Source organism: Paenibacillus jiangxiensis (assembly GCF_046098255.1).
GTDB lineage: Bacteria > Bacillota > Bacilli > Paenibacillales > Paenibacillaceae > Paenibacillus > Paenibacillus jiagnxiensis.
Genome location: NZ_JBJURI010000027.1, coordinates 17,773 through 40,862 on the forward strand (window position 1 = coordinate 17,773; position 23,090 = coordinate 40,862).

General features: G+C 48.0%; 14 protein-coding genes. 1 reads left to right on the forward strand and 13 read right to left on the reverse strand.

Features of this window, described 5'->3' with window-relative positions:
* Positions 1 to 178: 178 nt before the first annotated feature.
* The 13 genes from ACI1P2_RS23000 to ACI1P2_RS23060 form a co-directional block, all read right to left on the reverse strand.
* A complete protein-coding gene (locus ACI1P2_RS23000; protein WP_355323066.1) occupies positions 179 to 7,201 on the reverse strand; it encodes an OmpL47-type beta-barrel domain-containing protein in 7,023 nt (2,340 codons plus the stop codon).
* A 21-nt stretch (positions 7,202 to 7,222) separates the two neighbouring features.
* Complete coding sequence (locus tag ACI1P2_RS23005) at positions 7,223 to 9,994, reverse strand: DUF5704 domain-containing protein (RefSeq protein ID WP_355323068.1); 2,772 nt, start codon at positions 9,992 to 9,994, stop codon at positions 7,223 to 7,225.
* 637 nt (positions 9,995 to 10,631) lie between these two features.
* A complete protein-coding gene (locus ACI1P2_RS23010) occupies positions 10,632 to 11,873 on the reverse strand; it encodes an S-layer homology domain-containing protein (protein ID WP_355323070.1) in 1,242 nt (413 codons plus the stop codon).
* A gap of 319 nt (positions 11,874 to 12,192) precedes the next feature.
* Positions 12,193 to 13,167, reverse strand: coding sequence for a hypothetical protein (locus ACI1P2_RS23015; RefSeq protein WP_355323072.1), 975 nt, complete (start codon positions 13,165 to 13,167; stop codon positions 12,193 to 12,195).
* Positions 13,154 to 13,678: a hypothetical protein gene (locus tag ACI1P2_RS23020; RefSeq protein WP_355323074.1), complete on the reverse strand. Its 525-nt coding sequence runs from the start codon at positions 13,676 to 13,678 to the stop codon at positions 13,154 to 13,156. Before ACI1P2_RS23020 ends, ACI1P2_RS23015 begins: the two co-directional genes overlap by 14 nt.
* Positions 13,679 to 13,693: 15 nt before the next feature.
* Entirely contained in the window at positions 13,694 to 14,077 is a 384-nt protein-coding gene (locus ACI1P2_RS23025) for a hypothetical protein (protein ID WP_355323076.1), read from the reverse strand.
* 18 nt (positions 14,078 to 14,095) lie between these two features.
* Positions 14,096 to 14,512 carry an ABC transporter permease gene (locus ACI1P2_RS23030; protein ID WP_355323078.1) on the reverse strand — a complete coding sequence of 139 codons (417 nt, stop codon included), beginning with the start codon at positions 14,510 to 14,512 and terminating at the stop codon, positions 14,096 to 14,098.
* Between the two features lie 96 nt (positions 14,513 to 14,608).
* Positions 14,609 to 16,684 (reverse strand): hypothetical protein, encoded by a 2,076-nt coding sequence (locus tag ACI1P2_RS23035; protein ID WP_355323080.1) that lies wholly within the window; start codon positions 16,682 to 16,684, stop codon positions 14,609 to 14,611.
* Positions 16,681 to 18,552 (reverse strand): P-loop NTPase family protein, encoded by a 1,872-nt coding sequence (locus ACI1P2_RS23040; protein WP_355323083.1) that lies wholly within the window; start codon positions 18,550 to 18,552, stop codon positions 16,681 to 16,683. The genes ACI1P2_RS23035 and ACI1P2_RS23040 overlap by 4 nt, the downstream gene beginning before the upstream one ends.
* Positions 18,552 to 19,382 (reverse strand): hypothetical protein, encoded by an 831-nt coding sequence (locus ACI1P2_RS23045; RefSeq protein ID WP_355323085.1) that lies wholly within the window; start codon positions 19,380 to 19,382, stop codon positions 18,552 to 18,554. The genes ACI1P2_RS23040 and ACI1P2_RS23045 overlap by 1 nt, the downstream gene beginning before the upstream one ends.
* 5 nt (positions 19,383 to 19,387) lie before the next feature.
* Entirely contained in the window at positions 19,388 to 20,191 is an 804-nt protein-coding gene (locus ACI1P2_RS23050; protein WP_355323087.1) for a hypothetical protein, read from the reverse strand.
* A gap of 246 nt (positions 20,192 to 20,437) precedes the next feature.
* Positions 20,438 to 21,235, reverse strand: coding sequence for an SAF domain-containing protein (locus tag ACI1P2_RS23055; RefSeq protein WP_355323089.1), 798 nt, complete (start codon positions 21,233 to 21,235; stop codon positions 20,438 to 20,440).
* 20 nt (positions 21,236 to 21,255) lie between these two features.
* Positions 21,256 to 22,638 carry a hypothetical protein gene (locus tag ACI1P2_RS23060; protein ID WP_355323091.1) on the reverse strand — a complete coding sequence of 461 codons (1,383 nt, stop codon included), beginning with the start codon at positions 22,636 to 22,638 and terminating at the stop codon, positions 21,256 to 21,258.
* Positions 22,639 to 22,820: 182 nt separating this feature from the next.
* On the opposite strand from ACI1P2_RS23060, the gene ACI1P2_RS23065 reads away from it, so the two are divergent.
* The gene (locus ACI1P2_RS23065; RefSeq protein ID WP_355323093.1) at positions 22,821 to 23,084 is read left to right on the forward strand and encodes a hypothetical protein; all 264 of its coding nucleotides are present in this window, start codon (positions 22,821 to 22,823) and stop codon (positions 23,082 to 23,084) included.
* The last annotated feature ends 6 nt before the right edge of the window (positions 23,085 to 23,090 follow it).

Consider the following 23,090-nt stretch of genomic DNA (forward strand, 5'->3'; position numbering starts at 1 on the left):
TATTCCCCTGGCACAATTTCATCTTACCAAAAGTTGAATTGAAATTCAACTCAATTTTTGAATAGTGACACATTCTTGAAAGATGAAGGGGCCGGGCTGAAGCATTTAACCGGGTCGGCCTTTGATCCTTAGAAATCAGGGTATGGCCCGGACATACGTTTCCGGGCCAATCCCCTTCTCAAAGCTTCTGCAGCATGTTATAGATCATTTCGGCAGCTTCGGCACGCGTGACGCTGTTTTTAGGACGGAAGGTCCCATCTGGGTAACCTTGGAGCAGGGCTTCCTTGGTCAACCCGATCACTTCGCCCCTCGCCCATACCGATATTCCCTTTTCGTCCTTATACACGTTGCCGATTGCATTTTTCGGTAACTCCTGTAAGGCATTACCGATCATTTTACTGGCTTGCTCCCGATTGATTACAGCATCCGGAGCAAATACTTCCTTGCTGAAACCGCGGGCAACGACATGCGCAATGGCCGTCCGCAGCTCAGGAATGTACCAGTCTTGCGAGTTAATATCCTTGAAGCTCAGTGGCGTATCAGAGACTTCTGGGAGCTCAAGAGCTCGGACCATCATGGCCATATACTCGGCACGTGTAACAGCCCGGCTTGGTTCAAAGGTAATGTCTGTCGTACCTTCAATCACACCTTTGGCTGCCAAGTATTGGATTTTATCCCGGCTGAAGGTTTTATCGATATCGACAAACGTTTTCTCATTACCCGATCCCGTATCAGGGTTTGCCATGTCTACTGGCATTTGAGGCTGCACAGGCGCTTGAATCGGAGCATCTGGTTTGATGACCGTTGTTTGGCCACCCCCACCGCCTCCTCCACCAGTTCCCAAGGATGGCTTCGTGTCTGTCCGCACCGTGAGCTCTTTCGGCGCGGACTTCACTCCCCCGGTATTTTCTGTCCAAACGGTAAAGGTGTAACTTCTTCCAGGAGCCAATTCATTTTTGGTGAATTGATTCGCTTTGCCGCGATACACCTCCTTGCCGGCCAAGGATACAACCACGGTGTCATTCGGCTGCACATCTTCTATAAACAACGTGACGGAATCAGTAGTATGCTCACTGCTTAATTTGAAATCCCCCGCTGATAGCGTCTCAAATGCCGCTGTAAGCTTTTTCCCGCTTCCGCTATTGTTTACAGGTTCTACTCCAACGACATAGGTCTGAGAGCTGCTTAAACCGCTTAAACTGTAAGCCAGGCTTGTCGTCTCCCCGATAGGTTGTTCATCCAGATACACTCGGTAGAAGTCGGCGCCGTTGACTTCCTTCCAAGCAACCTGGGCGGTGGATGAGGTAATCTCAGAAACCTGAAGGCTTCCTTCTTGCATATCGCTCGGCAACATCCGCCATGTGAACCGGCTGTAGTTCCCTTCTCCGTTGTCATTCACGGCGAAGACACGGAAGTGATAAATAATCCCAGGAAGAAGATCACCCACAGTAATAGCAGGCCCGGTCACAGTTCCGAGATCCCCAAATCCTTCCTGTTCTATCCGGTATGATGTCGCGCTCTTCGAAGGCGTCCATGCCAAGGTAAATGACGTATCCTTCGCGTCCACGCTTTTCAAGCCTTGCGGAGCTGCCGGAAGCGTGAGTACGCTTGCGTCCACTTCTTTCCCAAACCCGGAGGAATTTCCGCTGGCTACGCTTGCTTCGTAGGCCGTTCCGCCTTCAAGCCCATTGAAAACAGCAAACGTATCGGAAACGGTCATTGTCTGTCCATTCATGCTTACCTGATACTTGGTCGCGCCAGGCACAGCATTCCAGTTCACTTTGACACTCTTCTCGCCAATTTCAGTGAATCGGAGTTCGTCCACCTGCAGCGGGAGCGTCAGTGCATAAGTTGCTTCTGTTACCCCTAAACCGCTGCGGTTATACGCCTGAATCGTAAACTGAGCCGATTGGCCAGGCGGCAGGTCCCGGATCGTGATTTCGTTCTGATCGGCACTCAGTTGTGCTGGCGAACCGCCATCAACCGAGAGCCAGTAACCCGCTGCGCCCCGTACATGTCTCCAACCGAGCCGGATCCAATCCTCGCCTGCGTCCAGGCTGCGGAAGTTTTCGGCTTTGGCCGGAAGGGTGATTAGATCCAGCTTCGATTCATCCCCGCTACCGGACTCGTTCGTTGCGGTCAAGCGATAGCTGTACTCGGTACCGGAACTCAGTCCGATATCATGGAAAGCGTTATACACATCGTCGTACACCGTTGCTCCGTCCCGGTCCAGCTCATAATAGGTAGCGCTCGTTACGCTATCCCACTGCAGATCGACATCCCGCTCTCCAATCCGGACATATGTAAACCCGGGAGACGCCGGGAGCGACATGACGGACTGGTGTGTAGCCGGTCCTTCCCCACTCTCATTGATTGCGGATATGGAAATGTCATAGAACGTAGCCGGCTGCAGGTTCAGCACCGGCGCATACACGCTGGTCGTAACCGTCTCATTGAACACTTCCTGCATCGTATCGGCTTGAACTGCTCTCAAGCGGTAGGCAGTTGCCGACTGCACAGGGTCCGCGCTGACCAACACCTGGCTGGAGTCATTTTCGACTGGTGATACAACCATATGTTGCGGAGCTGCAGGTAGGGTCAGAACCTCTACTGTGTTGCTGGTTGCTTTTCCAACGTGATTGCTCACTTCCAGCTTAAACGGATATCGCGTACCCGGCTGCAGGCCCGTAACAGTAAATACATTTTCCGGATAATCAGCTGTGAAACGCTGGCCAATAGACTGGTTGTATAGGGTGTATTGATAGCCGTCCGTATAAGCAGATCCACTCGGCAAGGTCCACTCCAAGACTGCCTCATCCTGTTTTAACGATTGAACGGATAAAGCTGGAGCCTCCGGCTCCTCCTGCAGGTGGAACGGCTTCGAAACGGTGATCTCCTCATTCCCCACCTGATCCACCGCTTTGGCATGGATGTACCAAATGCCTTCATCCTGGATTGCTATTTCCATCCGATTATCGGCTGCTATATCCCAGGTGGCTGGCTCGTCCAGGGAACTCGTAATTTTGTAAAACCTCTCTTTGACGCCCGATCCTGCATCTGAAAAGGAAACGGAAGCTTGGATGTCATCATCCGACCAGCTGCGGCCATCGGGATCGATGTCTATTTCAGGACCCTGCTTATCGATGTAAACTGTCTTGCTGGTTACGGCGCTCACGTTCCCTGCTGCATCAATGGCGCGTGCAGAGATCACCACCGTACCATTTTCCGTGATGCTGCCGCTGCTTCCCTTCTCAAATTCTCCATTGCCAATTTGATACTCATAGTAGAGCGGACTGAGCGAGTCCGCGCTGCCATCTACCGTGAAATCCACATTGCCGGCAGTATAATCGTCCTCTGTTGCCGTAATCACCGGTGCGCTCGGCGCCGTCCGGTCTACCACTACACGTAGCGGGTCCGCATCTGTCACATTACCGCCCTTATCGATTGCTCTAGCATGTACATACCAGATGCCCTCATCTGTGATCGTGGTCTCTGTATCACTATCGACCGATATCCAGGTCTGTGGTGTATCAGGCGAACCAGAAACCTGAATATATCGTTTGTCGATGCCAGAAAGCGAATCTGCAAATTTAAATTTTGCCCGTATAGCATCTTGAGCGTACTCGGCATCAGCAGTGACTGTGACTTCCGGTTTCGATTTATCGATCGTCAGTTCATAGATCGCTTCCTCGCTGACATTCCCAGCCTGATCGTAGGAGCGGGCTGTGATCACGGTCGTTCCTTCAGCGGACACAATAAAGTCGTCTGTCGCATCCACCGGCCACTTAAATTGTGTTGCGCCAGACAGAATATACTCCGTCCGGTGCATGCCCGATCCGTCATCCGTTCCTGGACGGATATGGACACTTACATCTTCCGGGCTTGGAGACGCTTTGCTTACTTCAATTGCTGGAGCCGTTGGACTGGTGGTATCAACGAGAACCGTAACGCTTGTTTCTTCCCCCACGTTGCCTACATCGTCTGTGGAACGTGCAGTGATTACTGTCTTCCCTTCCACAGTAGCAGGTATAACAAACTCGGTGTTGTACGGCTGCCAGTCATGGGTTACTGATCCTGCCAACTTATATTCCGTCAGGCTAGTATCCTGGTCGGCGGGTGGTTCAATGGTCACCCGGATATCGCGGTTGGATACCATTTTAGAAGGCTGAATCTCCGGCAGGCCGGGGCTGGTCCGGTCGATTCGGATGATTTCCTCGATCACGTCGCTAAAATTCCCTGCCTTGTCGATGGTCCGAGCCCTGACAACCGTCTCACCTTCGGCAGTGATCGTGAATGGACTTTTCACTTCTTTCCAGTCAGCATTTTCCGCGCCGCTCAAAGCGTATTCTGTTTTCGCTACCCCCGAAAATGCATCCGTCCCAGGTGTGATACTGACTGAAACGTCACTTGCTGCTTTGCCGATTGGATCCGTCGTGATGACTGGATTAGTCGGCTTGGTTGTATCGATTTGGACAGACGCTGTGCTTACAGCGCTCAGATTACCTACGTCGTCAAAGGAGCGGGCAGTGATGGTCGTTTCTCCTTCAACTGCAGGAACGGAAAACCGTCCGCTGTAGGTCTGCCAATTCTGCGTCACCGCACCATCCAGCTTAAATTCCGTACCGATTAAATCACTATCTGCAGCGGGTACAATCTCTACAGGTATGGCTGCATTCGAGAGTATTTTCGACGGTACGATCGCAGGTTTTGCGGGACCGGTTTTGTCGATATGGATGACCGCTGTCCTTACGCTGCTGATATTGCCTGCGTTATCCACGGTTCTCGCACTGACCGTCGTCTGTCCTTCGCTGGTCACCTTGATGGGACCCGAGTAGGCCTTCCAATCGGCAACGGTGGCTCCAGCCAGAGCATACTCCGTTCTGGCCACTCCAGATCTTGCATCCGTTCCTGGCGTGATGGAAACGGTAACTGCTGTACTGGATTTGCCTGTCTTGTCCGTCGTAATCGTCGGAGTTGTCGGAAGCGTTTTGTCGATCCTGGTGTCCAGTTCGGAAACCGGTCCGATGTTGCCTGCATTATCTATGGTTCGGGCATAAATATTGACGCCCTCCTGGGTAGCATTCACGGCCGAAACGTAATCCGTCCAGGCCCCGCCTGTCCCGACCCGGTACTGGCTCTTTAACACACCGCTTCCGCCGCTGTCAGCACCGTGTTGGATCGTCACGACCTTATCGGCATTGGAGTATGCTGCATTGTTGATCAGCAGTGCTGGTGCGCCCGGCGCCGTCTTATCGACGATGATCGTACCATCATATGTGTACGAAAAACTCCCTCCATAAAGATCCACAGTTGCAATCGTAAGACCGTAGCTGCCCTGGGGCAGTTCACTTGCCGACCAGGTAAGCGCCCAAGCACCAGAAGATGCATTCATTACATACTTACTTACCCCTGCGATCATTCCCCCGATGGTTACGTTATCTCCATCTGGATCATTGACGGAACCCGATACCGTGATGCTTGTATAACCAGCAACGTCCGATAGGTACTTCGTTCCAGATGTCGATACGGATAGGCTTGGGGCAGCATTCACGACACTACCTTTCACATACCAATATCCATCGCTATGCCTACCGTCACTCGGATAAGCTCCATCAGCAGCTTGCAAAGAGGAGATATAGTTTCCTTTACTGTAACTATATCCTGACGGAATTGATGTATAGGTAATCTTATTCAACTTGTCCTTGCCATTATCCGTATCCCATCCTCTTCCCACCCATAATTTATTGGTATCGGAGGACATGTTCTGGTAGGATGCACCGTTATTGAACATTAATTGGATGCTCTGAATATACGGATAATCATCTCTATCGTAATTCCTGATATTCTCATTTCTCACGTTATCTCCCGAGAGAATATACTTTCCTGTACTTGGGTCAAAGGAATATCTTGAGTACGCTGTTACCGATATACCGTCTGAACTATACCGATCTTCTATTCCAGTCGATCCCGCCGCCTTCGGGTCGCTCCATGGCCCGTATGGAGTGGAGACTACCTCATACCTGGAGTAGTTATACAGATGGCCGGCCGCCTCCACTTTGGGAGCGTAAGCTGAAAGCATCGGTAACAGCAACGCTATACTCAAAAGTAGCGCAGCTCCTCTTTTCCCCAATGAAGACCGGTGATCTGTATTTACAAATCCGAGATCCCCCGCTTCACCGCCTTGCTTTCTCCGCTGCCCTGGCGACTTTGATAAGGGGACATTCCTACTTACACGACGCTCGTTGGATGGCCAAACAGCTACTACATCTATGAGGAACAACCGTCCATCATGGTTCACCAGTTTATGGACTGCAGATAAAACTATTTCTTTCATGCGCTGAATGAATGAAATATTCGATTTTGCTTGATTGTCATTGGCGAGTGCTGCCCATTCCGCAGCAGTACGCATAACTGGACCGGATGACACTACCGATTGGATCTTGGCATCCGCAGACGCAATGTTACTCACCACCATGGAGACACCCACAGTACGAGCATAAACCGTGGTTCTGCCCTCCTTGGTAATAGTAAAAGGCTCCGTGTAGTCAATCCATGAACCAAACTCACCCAATCGATACTGGGTTTTCTCCGTGCCCGAACGGCTCCCGGCAATGGTGATGAGTATTGGCTGATCCGTATAGTCAATACTGCTCAACTCGATACTTGGAGTGGCCGGCCGTGTTTTGGCAATGTCTGTCGTGGCTTCGGCTACTGCACTGATATTCGCAGCATGATCCAGCGTACGAGCATAGATGATCGTATCTTGATCCGGAAGGCGAACAGGTAAACGATAATCCTGCCATTCACCCTCACCCAGCTTGTACTGGCTTTTCAGCACACCGCTACCGCCTGCATCCGACCCATCCTGAAGGGCGAGCTGCTTTTCATTACTGTCCCAGCTCACGTTATTCACCAAAATGTTCGGCATATCGGGTGCAATGGTATCATCTTCCGATGTATTTATTTCGTTGTTATCCGAATATTTGTTATTTTGAACAGCTTCTTCTCGCTCCGGATCTGCAGCTTGTTTATCTGGCTCCGAGAGTGAATCTGATGAGTCTCGTATAGGTAATTCCGCATTCTTCGATTGATCGGCTGCCTCCGGCATATCGGTCGAACCGTAAACAGCTGAGCCGAAATACGGATTAAAGATCCCGGATACCAATATGATCAGGAGAAGAATGCTAACGCATCTTCGCAAATGGTTTCCCCCCTCTTCATGTTAATGGGTTACAGAAGACTTGAAGTCGTCATAACTGGACAAGTTCGCATGATAATAAACAACATCTCCATCCGGAGCTGCAAATTCATGGCCATACTTATCCTGGACTACATTGCTGTACCCTTCGAGCTGCCATTGGTTATCCAGCGGCGTGCTGTCCCCCGGCAGTCTGTAATACCGCAGATGCGGTGTGTCTGATCCATCCTGATAGGTTTCAATGTTAAAGTTCACCACAATATATCCGTCCTTCAGGAAAATCGGTGAATGATCCGTCAGCTTGTTGGTTCTGCCGTACTCTGCAATGTTGAAGCCGACTGGCACTACATACGGAGCTGCCGGCAAACTGTACTCGCCATACCATTTTTGAATGGATGCCACGGCCCGGCCCGGATCTACCGTTTTCGGGACATTGGTCGTCGGTCCGATCAGAGTCCGTACCCGCTGTGTTAAATCAAGCAGGCTGTACCCGCCAATGGTGCTTTTATTGCGGGACTGCTTCAGGAAGTCGGTGAAACCATAGGTGGCCACGTACTTGGCCGTGTTGTTCAGCTCCGTTGAAGAGATGTTTCGCAACGGAGTATTCAGAACAATGCTTCGGGTCAACGTGTCCTGGCTGGAACCAATCTTCACGAATTTTTGCCCTGTGGTCTGATTGTGATAATACAGATCGACTTTCTGGCGCTGGGTTCCGTCTTTATTCACGAAGTAGAATGTCGGCACGATCTTCACGTGGTCTTTCGGTCCGAAATTATTCCCTTTCGTCTTAAAGTCGAATTTGAACGCGTAGCCGGTCTTGATAGCCACATTCTTATACCCACTGTTCGGGTGGCTGCCCGGCAGGATCGGAAGCATAAATGGCGGCTTATTCCCACGAGGCGCACCGTCTATGGAGTTCGGCCCGACCCAATAAGCTGCACCGGTAGGCTCTGAGCTGCCTTTCTTCGTGCGGAAGACCGTCTCCCAATCGTAGTCCATAATATCCGTGACCTTGAAGTCATACAGACGCCCAATCACTTCCACCGGCACTGTATTGATGGCCACGTGGTTGGCCAAGTCGAAGTTGGCCATCTTCTCCCAGGTGAAATTTTCAGGCGCATTCTCCGCGATGGAACGGAAGTGGACCGTATATTTTCCTTCATCGACCCATACCGGCATCCGGAACGTGGCCTGCAGCTGCGTCACCGGAATATCGATCCAGGTTTTGGCCGGAATATATTTGCCCATATCTTCGTTGAAGACATCGAACTCAAACAGCACTTGCTTGTACGCCGTGTACTTGGCGTAATCCCGGTTGCCGTACCCTTTAATATCCCGGTGCGGCCCGGTTGTAGGCAGGGTGACGGTGAACGGCCGGTCCAACACCAGGGCCGCGGTGCCTGCGGTAGGGTACACCTTCTGGTTATGCTCCTTGTCATTACTCACGCTTGGATACATGACTACCGGTGTATGGACCGTTACGCTGTTCAAGTCATCGACCGGTTGCCGCACGTTTTCCGGATTGCCCAAGCTGCCGTCGAGCGGAGAATACTCAATCGTGCCGGAGCTCTCGTTATCTGCCTTATTGGTCTTGCTGACCGGAATGACATTCTCTGGACGGTACAGGGCATTTTCGTCAATACTCAGAGGCATTTTAATCGCTCCAGGATCCTTGGTCTTGGTTTTGACCATAGAACCGTCCATCACGGTTTCTCCGTTGAATGTGAGCTTGTCGTTACGCACATCCAGCTCCGGCGTCTCTTCTTCCGCATAACTTTCAAGATCCTCATCCGGAACATCCGGTTCGTCGCTGCCGCCGTCAATCGTCTCACTTGGAGCGGAAGCCGATACCGGAGACGGCTCCAGCAGATTCTCTACTTCTGTTTCCACATCCATCGTCGGCACTTTATAGGAGCTGCCTGGCTCGATGACGATGCCGTTGCCCTGGAAAGCGTAATTATAGAGCTTGGCATTGTCGATTTTAAACACCTGCAAGCCTGGAATCGTCCAGTATGAATAGTGCCGTACAATGTCATAGGACGGGTTCACGGTGACGGTACGCGACTTTTTAACTTCACGCGTCTTCGTTTCGCCCTTGCTGTTTTCATACTCTTCTTTCTCCGTCCATTTCAGCCTGTAGGTCTTGCTCACGGGAACCGTAAACGTACACGTACCGGTGAACTTCTCGAATTTGTTGTTATACAGATATTCCTTCGCCATGACGTTGCCATATAAGCTTTCCGAAGTTGGGATGCCTTTGGCTACTTCAAACTTTTCAGATCCCCGCACGTCCGCCTTGATTTTACCAACCGCGCTGCTGTTCATCTGGCTGCCGGTCTTGACTCCTGCAGATTGTGGAGGAGTACAAACCACGGCTGGCTCTTCTGGTTCCTCCGGAAGCGGAACGCCGCCTACTGCTACGGCAACGGTATCCGTAAGCCAGTATGTTCCGTTTTTCCATTGCACCGTAATCTTGGCCACACCAGGGCTTATCGCTTTAACAAGGCCCGTCTCTGGATTTACAGTTGCTACTGTATTGTTATCCGAAGACCATTCAGTTTGCCCTGGACGTTGAGTAACATCTACCTGGTCCCCATATGCCGTCTCCCCCGGAGCTTGGGTAGCAACCTCCCCTTTGAACTGGGCTTCCTGTCCGACTTCCATTTGTTGGACGCCTGATGCCTGAATCTTCTTTTTCTCAACAATCGTACCGCGCCATTCTAAATTTAATGGAGTAAGATACATCGCCGTCTTTTTGGGATACCCGTTAGGGCGAGTAGACAATTTTCCATTCACTTCTTGTTGATCATTGAACTCTTCCCTATAAAGTCCGCTTCCGCTTTCACCAGGGGAAGTTTCACCAGTTTCTGAGGTGATGTAAATAAAGTATTGATCTTTAACTTCAAGTTCTAATATGTTCGAATTGTTCCCTTGATAGCGATCAATCGTTTCTGCCTTAGCAATATGTTTATTCGTTACAGCATTTGGAGGCCATGACGTTTCATCACTTTGAGTGTAAAAATTTGGTTGGTACTCTGGCTTATTCATATCAATCTTATCCGATACTTCCGCAACTTCAGGCCAAGGTTTCTGATCTGTACCGACATTTGGAACTATCACTTTACCACCAGAAGCTCGATAAGAAGTAGCCGACCAATCCCCGGCATCTCTCTGCACCCAATAAACCCCTGGTCTAGCAGCCTTACCTCCTTTTACAGGGATCACATATTTCTGCTCTTGAACCGGTCCTTCAGGCGTGACATATGGATTTTTCAAATTCATCTGATCTTCGATATTGCTACTTACAGCGGTGATCTGACCGGCAGCATCAATGTTCCCCTCTCCGATAAACAAAGAGGGGATAAATAGCAATAGGAGAAGAGAGATAGTTTTATTAAGTTTGTTTTTCAAAAACCATTCTTCCTCTCGTAATTTATTCCAAATACATAACAGTAAACTTCCCATTGACGGCTATTCCTTCCGAGACCTTACCGTTAGCAGTTGTCTTTGGCAGAGATGTGTACATCCAGAAATTCCTAGTTACACCCTTCTTAAAGAACCCTGAAGAAATATAATCGTCGTGCGGTAAATTTGTAATACCGAATGTCTTGGATGTTCCTGTTTCGAAATTATCTCCATTTAGGAAAAGATTTCCTGTTGCATTTGCGAAAGCTAGATTAGTAAGGTTATCTCCATTGGGTGTAAGGCTCGCCTCTGTAAAGACGTGGTAACGATCCCCTTTTACAGGCCAATCAAACTCTTTATCTATAAACATTTTCCCATATAAATTTTTTGGTTTCTTATCACTTCCTGACTCAACAAAAATCATTCTATGAATGGTCTGAGTACCGAGATTGTTTCGTAGTGTGAATTCTTTATCTTTGACCTGGCTAAAGTCGGCCGGCTTACCGGTAACTCCGTCGGTTCCAAACTTATACGGTGTTAGCGAAGTCATATTGGTTCCCGTCAGCCCAACCTCCCTCATCTCATTCAAATCCCGAAAATCCGTAGCCTTTTTCTTCTGCACAGACTCATACCGTCCCAAAATGGTAGCAACCTCTGCACGGGTTGTCGTCTTTGCCGGGCCGAACGCTCCATCCTCATAACCGGTCATCAGTCCTGTTCCCAAAGCCACCGACACATACGGATAATCGATCTTGTTCAGTCCACCTTTGTAATACTCGGCAACAGGAATCAGGGTATCCTTTGTATCTGACAAAGCAGTTTGGAAATCTTCCTGCGCCGCAGCCAATCCGGACGCCATCCATTTCGACATTTCCCGGCGAGTCAGCGACGTAGAGGGTTTAAACCCATTAGGGTAATCGCCCGTGGAGATAAAGCCCATCCCGATCGCTTTGTTGACTTCCCCTTCACTCCAGTTACCGGACAGATCCGGAAAACTTCCTTTTCCTCCCTCCACCTCGTTATTGGAGACACGGGACAAAATGGCGGCAAATTCTGCGCGTGTAACCGGTGCGCTTGGACGAAACGTTCCATCGGAGTATCCCTTCAAATATCCTTTATTGACGGCTGCATCAATAGACGCTTTTGCCCAATGGCCCGCGGGAACATCTTTAAATGCAGCGGCAGCAGATGCGACTGGATTACCTAACGGGATGAAGACCGAACTCATAAGCGTCACACTTGCGAAAATAGAAACGATCATTTTTTTCATCTTGGTTTGTCTCCTTTAGATCATTGTATTTTTTTGGATGACGGCCGGTATGCTTGCCGCTTGGCACAAGTTTATCAGGTCGAGTAACCTTCGGAGCATTACTTCGCGCGTAGTTCAACTGGAGGCTCCGCCAAGCGGCGCCAGCCGCTGCCGGAGTAGTTGAACTTGATTGTCAAGGAGGAACGCGCAGCGGCAAATCCTTGACAATCTCAAGCGCCCTGATACGCTGAGCCGGCTGCGGCAAGTGACATAATAGGCCGCGGCTTCTGGCGTAGCCGGAAGGCATCCATGATTTTTTATTTCCTCCTTATTATTTCGGTTATCTCTCTCCTGGGAAATACCCGGCTTCAGCAGCTTCACGCTCGCTGCTGAATTTTTCGATAATCTCCCCGCCAAAATGATCCGATTCTCTGAAATACACTTTTACACCTTGGCGTAAATATCCGTAAATGACAGCACGTTTGACCAATCGGCTCCCTCCCAAGGCGTAGTTGTTATACGTGTGAAGACCAACCGGCACACCTTGGATGAATGATAGGACGCCTACGTCATTGATAGTGTTATTCCATTCCTCTTGCTCAACGCGCGGCAAGGTAAATGTATACGTGATACCCAGCCTCCGCGCATATTCGTTGTAAGAGTTAATAGAATGCTCTAAACTGCCCTGTACTACCGAAATAATCGTTGTCCTTCGAACCTGATCAAACGTGTCGGGATCCTCCAGCAGAGGGATGCGATGATCCGTTAGAATCGAAACCTCTTCCCTTCTGCCTTCGAACCACTCCTGTGTAGCAGCATCATACGCATACACATAATCATCCAGGGTAAATGAAAGGCTGTTGCCTTGCTCATCCGAAAACGCAAACGGCTTTTTGACCTTCCAAACCTGCCTGCTCTCATTTTCTCCATTGACATTACTTATCGTTTCGTTGGTGTAAATCCAGAGCCCATCATAATCGATTACGGCAAGAACAGGGATGTAAGTCTTCAGGACGCCCTGTGCAATAACATCGTCCCGGATCCCAACGTTATTAAAAAGAGTCTCATAGAATGCTTCCACAGCCAGCTCTTTATTCGCTCGTATCCGTTTTGTGGAACCATAGCTGCCTTCGAGATTTTGATTCTCATTGAGCTGCAGAGCAAACGCTGCGTCCTGGACAGCCGCCCGGAGGGCTCCATCATACATGACCATTTTCTCTTGGGTCCGCTCTTGCTCAACACCCCTAAGATCATTCTTGAAAAAGAGCGGGAATACGATAATCACAAATACCAGAACCCAACTAATAGTCTTCATTGAGTATAATCCCTCCGTAAGGGATATAGATCCGAGTAGGATCACTGGTATACCCATTATTCAGAAAATCCTGCATGAGAGTAGCCTTGGTCGTATTCGTGTTTCTCACGGTAACGGAAAAGAAATCTCCTTCTCTCATGTAATACCTGGAGCCGGAGGACAGCGTTTTTAAAATGCTGTCTGTATATCTGGCGTCATAGTAGACGTCCGTCTGCCCCGTAAAGGTCGAATCATCTTCCGGGTCTTCGTAAATTGGGTTATATTGCTTAGCTTTGTGTTCCATTTGGACGTCATATAAGTTTGAACTGCCCAGCTCTCTCATAAAATCGTTATACATCGTTGGCGTGATATAGCCTTTATTTCGAACAGAATCCACAAAATTGGTGGTCGCCTGATAGGCCAGGTTATAAGCAATTTGGTCCTGTTGCTGATACGCCGCTAACATAGGATAGAAATAGAGCAGCAGACAAGCAAGTATGATGGCAAATGGATAAAGCACGTACTTCGCCATTTACTATCTCCATCCTCATTTTTTTCTAAATATGACTCGCTGAAGGTTCCCCTGGCTGTCCCTTTGATACTCCGTGGTATATGTTGCCTTTAGGGGTATCATGGAAACATCGGTGTCATCGATATTGACGTCTTTTGAAAAAAGGTATCCTTCAACTTGGATATCTGCCCCGATCGCAGCGATTTGAAATATGGTCTGGACCACGGTAGCTCCGCTGACGCTTTCTTCACCTTCAACTGCAGGGATCACTGCCATATTTCGATCACGGCTGCTGATTGCGGCATCTACCTCGTTGAGAGCATCATGATTCCCACGAAACAACTGCACCCCTACCGCAGCTGCGCTGACAAACAACAGAATGCCTATCGAAGCGATCATCATTTTAGTGGCAATGTTCATTTCACTCTGTCCAATCTGTCAGCTTTGGGAGAACTCAATGCCTGTAACTACGTTGTTCACGTCACGGACAATAATGCTTTTAAATTGTCCTGACGGGTTAATGTATTCGTTTGATGTAACTTCAGTCGTTCCACCAACATTACCCTTTGAATAGGTTGTCCCACCTGTATTTTTCTTCGTAGTTACCTTAATGGTAAAGGTCTCTTTATTACCGAACTTTCGGATGGCGTTCACAACCTGGCTACCGGTTAGAATGGTGTTGTCATAGCCTGCATACGTCTGGCCAGACAACTCCGTTTGAATACTGGAAAACTCAGTTTGAGCTTGCTTACTCCCTTCTTGGGCTGTTCCAAAAAGATTCACGCTCAAACTAATCAAAGCAATGGCCAGGAAAAGGCCTGCTGCTCCTAACAACGCTTTTGCTGCAATACCCATGTTTCGATTTCTCCTTTGAAATTGGATTCGTTAATGACTGAGTTGCTGAGTTGAATACCGGTTGTTTTAAGGCCCGTGCAAGTAGCACACTTGGCATCACCTCCCGGATACGCTCTGTATTTGCTCAAACGATGCCCCAGCTTGGGTGATACTGAGATAGAGCATCGGAACAACCAGGTAAAGGAAGATCAAATACATAGATGGTGCCAGGCCGAAGATTCTACCCCAAAATGCTTTGAGCTCAATCAACCGGCTAAAGTATTCCTTGCGTCTCTCTGCGTAATATTCCTTTGTTAATTCCAGATCGTCAAAGGCCTGCAGCAGCGGGATCTTCTCGACCGCCAGCCTCAGTTTTTCCACAATTCTGACAAATGGTTCGAAAGATACGTCCTCTCCTAAAATCTCAAGGGCTTCTTCCTGGCCGCTGCTGTAATTATTCAGGCAGTTCTTAATTGGGTCTTTGAAGATGACACTGTATCTTTCCATCCACTCCAGAACGGTTTCGATGTCCATCCGTTCAAACTGGGCCAGGATAGATATAATCGTATGGAACTGGTCCACTTCATCCTGCATTTCCATATAACGGATTTTCTTCTGAAAGTATAGTAGCCAGAGTGGCGTAAAGTACGCCGTGATCGCTAGCAGCATGCAAAGCAGCAGCTCCCACCATTTAAAGTATTCATTCTGAATCTCGACATACTTTTGATAGATTCGGTTGGCAGTATAGATCGTTGCCGGATCATTTTTACTTGTCTGAGTCACTGTACTGACCATCCCAAGCAGAGATTCCGGCGATACATCGGTTGAATCATCCAAATTGGTCAGGACCGAGCGGTCAAAATCTGTTTTCTGCTGTGCGATTTCCAGTTCAGCAGGCCCAAGTTTTCCGAATACACCCGTGCCCCGCAATGGATCATGGAGTACGTTATCAACGGATACCGAGTGCATATAAAAGAACATGGACACCGAGCCTATAAAAATGACCAGACTGAGTAAAATTCGCTGTACATACAGCCACTCTATCGTGAGATAAGAGTTGGCATCCTTAATTAAGACAGTCAGTTGGAAGTGAAATTTCTTATGCAGAGCCGGTACAAACCGATCCACAACAAAGCGCAGCGGCGGTACCTTGGCATACAGAAATTTCTCCCACAAAACTCGTTCGGACTTGGCCACATACCTGGCTTCATCATTGGCCAACAGCTTCTTGATCAGCGAATAACATAACAATACGACAAGAAAAAAGAAGACCTTGATGAAAAATCCAAATTTACTGGCATAAAAATCGCTCATGATCGGGAAATAGGCTTTTGCCCAAAGCTCGATCGGTTTGATAAAGAGTACCGAAAGCACGGCAATCGTCGATAAACCCTTGAGCAAATAATTCAGGCGTTCTCTTCGCAAAATTTCATAGTTCACGTCCTGAATCAGCTTGGCGATCGCACTGAGGTACATGGACGAATTTCTGACAATCCGGTCCCCGAATTCAGACACCAGAAAGGAAAACCCGGTGAACATTTTATAGTACTTGTTAGGAGCCACCTCATAATAGACATCCAATGCCTTCTGCTGATCATCTGCAGTCAGAATTTCATAGATTCTCTCTCCATGTTGCGCGGCTTCGTGCGGTGCTGTGAGACTCGCTTCATAGATGGCCTCCTCCACATTCTTCGTCCGCTGAAATTGATGACGTGTGTCCTCATACAGCTTGATAGACTGTTTCAGCAACCGGTCCTCGACACGGTTTACGAATGTGGTGATCATTACCCCATTGAGCACTACGGCACCGAAGAGTATGAAAAAAATCGTGAATAAATCTCGGCTGATCAAGCAAAACAGCAAAACCAGAATGGTTGTTGAGCTCAAGGTGATAAAAGCAATCCTCATCGTCTGCCGACGAATCGCGTATTCATCGAATGAGTCCAGCACTTCAAGCCGTTTGCGGATATTCCAGATGTATTTTCGAAGCAAGGGTAGGCGCTGGAACAGTACATATGATTTCTGGAAAATCAGGTTTAATCTATGCTGATTAGCCCGCTTGCCAAAATGCTTCTCAAAAATATCATTTTTCTTTTTTCCTTCCGCATTTTTCACGAAGGTAATAAAGGCAAAAACTATTAATAATAGAAGGAACAGTCCGAAGAAAATACTGGTTATCATCCAACTATTCATGCCGTCACCTTCCAATACGTATCGATCAGATCCTCAAACTCTGACCGATCCTTTGCATTCATGTGGCGTACCATTTCCGCCTTCTGCTGCTCAGAGATCGGATGCTTGGCGATATATTCCCCATCCTGGAATACCACGATATCTCTGCCCTCGAAGGTTTTACGGTCCGTCATTCGCCGGTAAAACTCAATGGCTGCTTTCTCAGGATCATCCGGGTACGTGTCATTATCTAGGAGCGGCACACACTCTGTAATCCGTTCGATGTATCTGCGGCCTTCGGCATCCTTGAACAGATGGATATCAAAATCCAATACGCTGACAACCTGCTGCTCTGCAATTGACTCATTCCGGAACAGATCTGTTTGCAGTGTTGAATTCCGAAGTGAATACACTAATTCCCGGAACGACTTGGCATGATGAGAAAGAATTGTAAACAAGCTTGCTACCGTACCGGCCTGTAGGAACCAGGTGACTTGTTCCGCGGTGGCAGCCTCACCGATGATATTAACCGCACCATCCGTCTTCTTCTGTATGTCCATCCCTTTTTGGCCTGAAATATCCGCAGTTTCACGGATGGAGACAATGTTCCGCTGCGGGTACAGATTTCTCAAATGCAACTCAAAGGCCATTTCCTGTACCCTGAGTGTCAAGTACCCGGCAATAGAACGCACCATAGCCATCATTAAGGTGGATTTACCGGTACCTTGGTCACCGGTCACCGTGGTCACCCTGGCACCCTTCATAAGCAGCGGAATCAGGCGAATCGGCAACTCCGTATTTTTAAAGGAATAGCCCCGATCCTTGGGATTCAAGAAGTTCTCCAGGTCCGTGTAAGTGAGATTGAATTTCCGATTGAAAAACACCCACGATTCTGAAAACGGTGGCCGCATGACGACGATCCGCGAATTGTCCTTCATATCGTTGACAATAAATCCGTTCTGCTCGGTTAGCTGGCCAGGATTGTTCCACTTGTAAATGGATTGGCAGATCCGCTTCAGCTCCAGTTCGCTGCCGAAGGACAAGAAGGACATGTGCATTGTTTTACCCCGGTACATAATCCATACGGAGTGGGTATTGTCCTGCTTGGAATGCTGTCGCATGGCCTTCAGCATCTGCTCCTCATCTTCTATGTCCTGCATGGAGGCGGGAATGCCGGACACCCCTCCCGATACGCCGTCAATTTCCATGTAACGTATTTCATCAATTACACCAAAGCCCTTGAATCCTTGATAGATGCGCTGGACAATAACCTGCATTTTGTCCTCGAAAGACAGCACACCCTTCGATTTTTCCCGGTAGATTTTCTGAATCTCGGCCTCAGTAATGATATAGGATTCCGTTTGGCCATCTTCGATAACCGACTTCAGCTCGTCCAACCGATACTCCTCAATCATTTTAGGTAATGCCTTGTACCGGTGTTTCTTCTTATATAACTGCATCAGTATTTCGAATTTGTCCTGAACGGTGAGGTTGTCCGGTTCTTCAAAAGGAAGGACATAATTTACATGTCGCTCATTCATCCCGTACTCCCTGAGCAGCAGATCATAAATTAGATCCTTTACATACATCTTGTCGTACAAGTCGCCGCTGTTGCAGCCTTTGAGCGCGGCTTTCAGCTCAGTACGCATATGCTTCTGCCGATTGAAATCCTCTAGATCCAGCGCCAGGTCATACAAGTTGGAACCGGTCATCTCATTAAATTTGTTCTTTATATACTGAGTCATCTGCTTAATGCTGTACCGCTCCAGATCCACAGAGACTTTCTTCTCTCTTGGAACAGCGATCGGATTTCGCATTTTATAGATCAGGTATACCAGGAGAGCGACTAAAAGAATTCCGATGCCGATGCCATTCCATATCACAAGCATCAGGATACGCCCCTCTCAATACGCTTGATCTCTGTGTTAACTCCGATCTGTGACAGCATCTCCTTCGCAGCCTTCCTGACCTCCTGAAAGAAAAGGTAGCTTTCATGGCGACGGCCGGTGTTGCGGGCCCGCCGGAACCAGCCAAGCACGTCCTTATCATTGAAGGCATCCCGGTAATCGGAGCAGTAAGGAATCGTAAACACGGGTTCCTTGATCCCGAACTTCCTCCTGATGTTGGTCGCGTTATATTTCGAATCAGGATCGTATTGCCCCAGCAAAACCACCTTTCTCTTGTCCTGCAGCCCGGACGGCCATTGGTCCTGACTGGCGTATCGTTCCAATGAGTTCATGTCCTGGCTGAGATTGACTACAACAAGATCCGAGCTTTTAATAAGCTGATTGGATACAGCGTTTTGGCTGCCACTGTGAATATCCAGAATAATGCATTGGTAGTAACGATTGGCCTCATCAAAAATGGCAGGATAAACGTGCTCGATGCCTTCAACCTGAGATTTGCTTGTACCGGTTAACAGGTCCAAACGTCCGGGTTCAAGTGAAATGGCATGATTATTGATACTATTTGCCTCCAGGCGCTTCGTTTTTAATAAACGTTCCAGCGCGTCCAAGCCGGTCGTCGCAGCATTCGCAAAATTTCGCATCTGCAGCTCCTTGGTTTTAATGAACGCACCTTCCAAAGTTGATCTTGAAAACTGAGTTTGGGATATGAGGGTCCGAATATCATAATCAAGCCCAATCATAGAGGCGACGGCTACACTATTTGCAGTATTCCCCCGTCCATGATCCGGGCTCCAAAAAGAAATGATGGCCATGATCTTTATCTCCCCTTCTCTGCGCTTCGAATTGCTGATTTGATGGTGCCGCTATCTAGGTCGGTTACAGCTCCCAAAACAGAAGCAAGCGTCTTCCTGGTGCTTCGTGACAAGCCTTTCAGTTTAATCCGACTTTCATATTGCATTTTCACACTGACGGTATAGTCCAGTTCGTCGTAATAGAACTCGAACTCTTGTTTCTCAAACTCCACGGACAAATGTGCCATGGTCGAATCGATATACTCTTCGCTAATGTGCTGATCAATAGCGGGGTAGTGAATACGAACCATCTCCAGAGCAGCCTCACCGATGATATTAACCGCACCATCCGTCTTCTTCTGTATGTCCATCCCTTTTGGAGTGCCTGGTTTCTGCTCTTGGAGCAGTTTTTCTATGAGTAAGGCATTTCGATCTATAGTGTATCGCTCACTGTTTGTTACAAGCACATACCTTGAAACCTTTCCCCACGCGCTTAGCAGCGCCGGCTGCAGAGTTTCAGTGTGATCCACATCGATTAAAACATATTCATATCGTGAAAAATCCTCATTTTTTTTCGAAAAATACTTCATCAGCGAATCCTGAATAGTCGTCCCACTGGTAAAAGAATGCTCAAACCCACTGGCCACATCCATATCGTCATACTCAGTCACCAGGTTGTCACTGCCTATATCCGGTATAGAGTATCGATATTTCTGCAAAACCGTTGCATCGATGATCAGGACCTTATGATCTGCTGAGGCAAGGATTTTCCCGAGCCATAGAAGCAGCTCCGTCTTTTCACATGCCCCTAAAAATAGTAGGGTTTTCAACTTTTCGCCTCCTTACGGTGAATTAAGGGTTAACGCTATCCTTGGGCAGTTCCCCATAGATATTACTGTCGCCACCCTTTTCTGGGGTTACCGACGTTACCGGCGGCTCCTCTGCGGATTCTGATTCATCTGGTGGAGGAACCTGATTCTCTGTTGCCGCCTCAGACGATGGATTGACTACTTGGGGTGACGAGTTGCTTTCCTGAACATCTACATAAGTATTTGGATCGGTAACTAATCCGTCCTTTACCGGAGGAAGATCAGATGTATAGCTTGTCCCGCTGCCTTCAGCGGACGGGGAGCTCGTCGTCCTTTTACAATGTTCGGGTCGGACTTGATCAGATTCTTCACCTCGTCTTTTGGAGGGTAGGTTACGATCGCCTTATCCTGCATGTAAGGATCGACATAGCTGAGCGCGTAAATTGTTGCATCATTAATGTAGGCATCCACTACCGCACTGGACATCATCAGAATCTCTTGCTCGTCCATTTCATAGGAAACCAGTCCATTGGACAGATCCTTCACTTTCTTCTTGGAAAGGACAATGTAATCTTCCCCGGTAGGGAATTTAATACGGACATCAACAAATTGGTTAGGGTCTAGTTTGGTTGGCAATTGAATCAACTTGAACTCCTGGTTCCTCAAATCATTCGGGGTGACACCACTTTCAAACAGCATAGATGCCGTAACCGCCGTGTTTTTGGGAAGATCAATTTTGGTGTATTTTCCAACGATATCTTCCTTGTTCAGTACATTTTTAGGAACCGAAGCGGCAGGAATATTTACGAGCTGAATATCCGTTTCAGCCAACGCGTCTCCAGCCTTGTGATCTTTCACAACCACAGGCACCTGTTTCATTTCCTGCTTTAGAATTTGCTGTGTATCGGCCAGCTCTTGCTCCAGCTCGGCTATTTCTTGCGAATAGTCAGTCTGAAAATTCTTAAACAGAAGCACACCGATAGTCAGGCATATGATCAGCATCGTAACGGCACCAACAGCACCTGATAGCACGATCTGTTTTTGCCGTAATCGAACTCTGGACATGTCTTTTCCCCTTTTCAATGTTATCTCTTGCCAAAGAACAATCCTCGCCGTTTACCGTGAAGCTGCAGCAGCCTCTTCATAGTCTCATCAGTTTCCGCCTGTTTGCTGAACGGGTCCGGATGATATGGGATAGCAACGACTTGCTTTACAGCGGTTTCCATCCCTTTCTTTATGTCCTTAATCGATTCGTCTTCCACTAAAGGGATGGCAATGTTCCAATTCTGCTGGTTACGTTTTCTGTTCTGTCGGCAGAAGCGGTATATGTCTTGGTGCTTCCATTCTGAACCTGCCCCCACAAGAACCGATATTCCCGCCCTCAGAAATTCCTTGAAATGATCTGATGTATCATGACTTCCCAGGTCGAGAACAATAAAGGTGAAGCCTGCTGAGAAAAGCTGGATCAAATCCAATTGGTCTCCAGACTTAAAATAATGAACGCCAAATGCCTCAAAATGATCTGTCTGAAGAATGGCTCCCTCGGGCACCGCATGATAAAGTCGTTCGATTCTGGCAAAAGCATAGGAGTCACAGGCTTCAACTAACGCTACCCGTTCCTTGTGCCTGGCCAGATAATTCGCGATGAGTGTAGCCGTGTGGGTAGTACCCACACCATGGGATATGCCCATTACAGCAATGACAGCAGTTCCAACCACTTTGTCTTGGTATACAATCCGGCTTTCCGTTTCAACCAGGCTCAAATCAATCTCCTGAGTTGGGTCGATCTCTGTTGCGGGTGACGTCGGAAATTTGATTTGTGGCAAACTGGGAATTTTAATCTTTGGCAGCTTTGGCGGTGAAATCTTTGGAATCGCCGGTAACTTTGGCAAATGAGCCTTATCTCTAAGTTTGCCTTTGGGCTTCTGTGGCGGTTGGATCGGTTCTGGATCGGCATCCTCTTCCTGCTGCCGATCACTTTCTTTTACAAGATGGGCTTCCTCACTTTCTGTAATCTCAGATGGAGTTACGCCCTCTTTCAGAAGCTCACGCTGCTTGAAATAAGGATGAACAGGATGCTCCTCTTCTTCTATCGGATGAATGATTTCCAGATCATATCTTGCGGTGTTGATCGTAGGTGTATATTTTTCAAGAGGTTCGCCTGTCGGTTCAGGATCATCATACTCCTCGTCATCAAAATCAGCAGCAAGCTTACTGATAACTTCGTCGATGGTTTGAAAATCTCCGTCGAAATGAACGACCTTCACCCCAAGGTTAGATAGAGTTTGCTCTATCCTGGACGCCCAAGTCGCTTCTGGATCAATTACTGCGACATCTGCTTCAAAGCTGCCGAGCACGATACGGATAGCACGTTCATTTGCCGCGAACGGAGCCACTTCATACTGAGAAAAACGGCTGCGAAGATGCTGATGAGTGAAATCGCTCTGAACTAAAAACAGGATTCTCATACAAGTTGATCCCTTTCTATTACGGTAAAAAACCCGTAGCGCTTAATAGCTCTTTACACTAAAAAATTAAAGCGTTTATACTTCCAGAGATATTGGAGTATTTACGCCTATATATTTATAGTAAGCCCTTGAGAGCGAATGTTACAATTAAGGTTAATAAACCGGTAAGGAGTGGCCTATAAATGACTTCATTTCCCACTAAGGAACCTAGCAATGAACGTAAATGGTCAGTCTATAGTTCGGACTATCTGTACAAAGAAAGCAAAAAGATGGCTATCGACCTTGACTTTAAGGACTACGAATACATGTTCTACATACTCCAGATAGGTTTGGGACTCAAAGATCGTATTAGGGATTTAGATTATCAAGCTAAAATCCGCAATATAACCATTGAAGAATTAGTGAGAGATTTTGTCACCTTAGAGATTAAAGATAGGTTATCCTGAAGTATC

Bases quoted from the DNA above. Each gene is read 5' to 3' on its own strand.
- ACI1P2_RS23060 (WP_355323091.1), bottom strand. From the start codon at position 22,638: ATGAGAATCCTGTTTTTAGTTCAGAGCGATTTCACTCATCAGCATCTT.
- ACI1P2_RS23030 (WP_355323078.1), bottom strand. From the start codon at position 14,512: ATGGGTATTGCAGCAAAAGCGTTGTTAGGAGCAGCAGGCCTTTTCCTG.
- ACI1P2_RS23065 (WP_355323093.1), top strand. From the start codon at position 22,821: ATGACTTCATTTCCCACTAAGGAACCTAGCAATGAACGTAAATGGTCA.
- ACI1P2_RS23040 (WP_355323083.1), bottom strand. From the start codon at position 18,552: ATGCTTGTGATATGGAATGGCATCGGCATCGGAATTCTTTTAGTCGCT.
- ACI1P2_RS23010 (WP_355323070.1), bottom strand. From the start codon at position 11,873: ATGAAAAAAATGATCGTTTCTATTTTCGCAAGTGTGACGCTTATGAGT.
- ACI1P2_RS23045 (WP_355323085.1), bottom strand. From the start codon at position 19,382: ATGGCCATCATTTCTTTTTGGAGCCCGGATCATGGACGGGGGAATACT.
- ACI1P2_RS23055 (WP_355323089.1), bottom strand. From the start codon at position 21,235: ATGTCCAGAGTTCGATTACGGCAAAAACAGATCGTGCTATCAGGTGCT.
- ACI1P2_RS23035 (WP_355323080.1), bottom strand. From the start codon at position 16,684: ATGAATAGTTGGATGATAACCAGTATTTTCTTCGGACTGTTCCTTCTA.
- ACI1P2_RS23015 (WP_355323072.1), bottom strand. From the start codon at position 13,167: ATGAAGACTATTAGTTGGGTTCTGGTATTTGTGATTATCGTATTCCCG.
- ACI1P2_RS23020 (WP_355323074.1), bottom strand. From the start codon at position 13,678: ATGGCGAAGTACGTGCTTTATCCATTTGCCATCATACTTGCTTGTCTG.
- ACI1P2_RS23025 (WP_355323076.1), bottom strand. From the start codon at position 14,077: ATGAACATTGCCACTAAAATGATGATCGCTTCGATAGGCATTCTGTTG.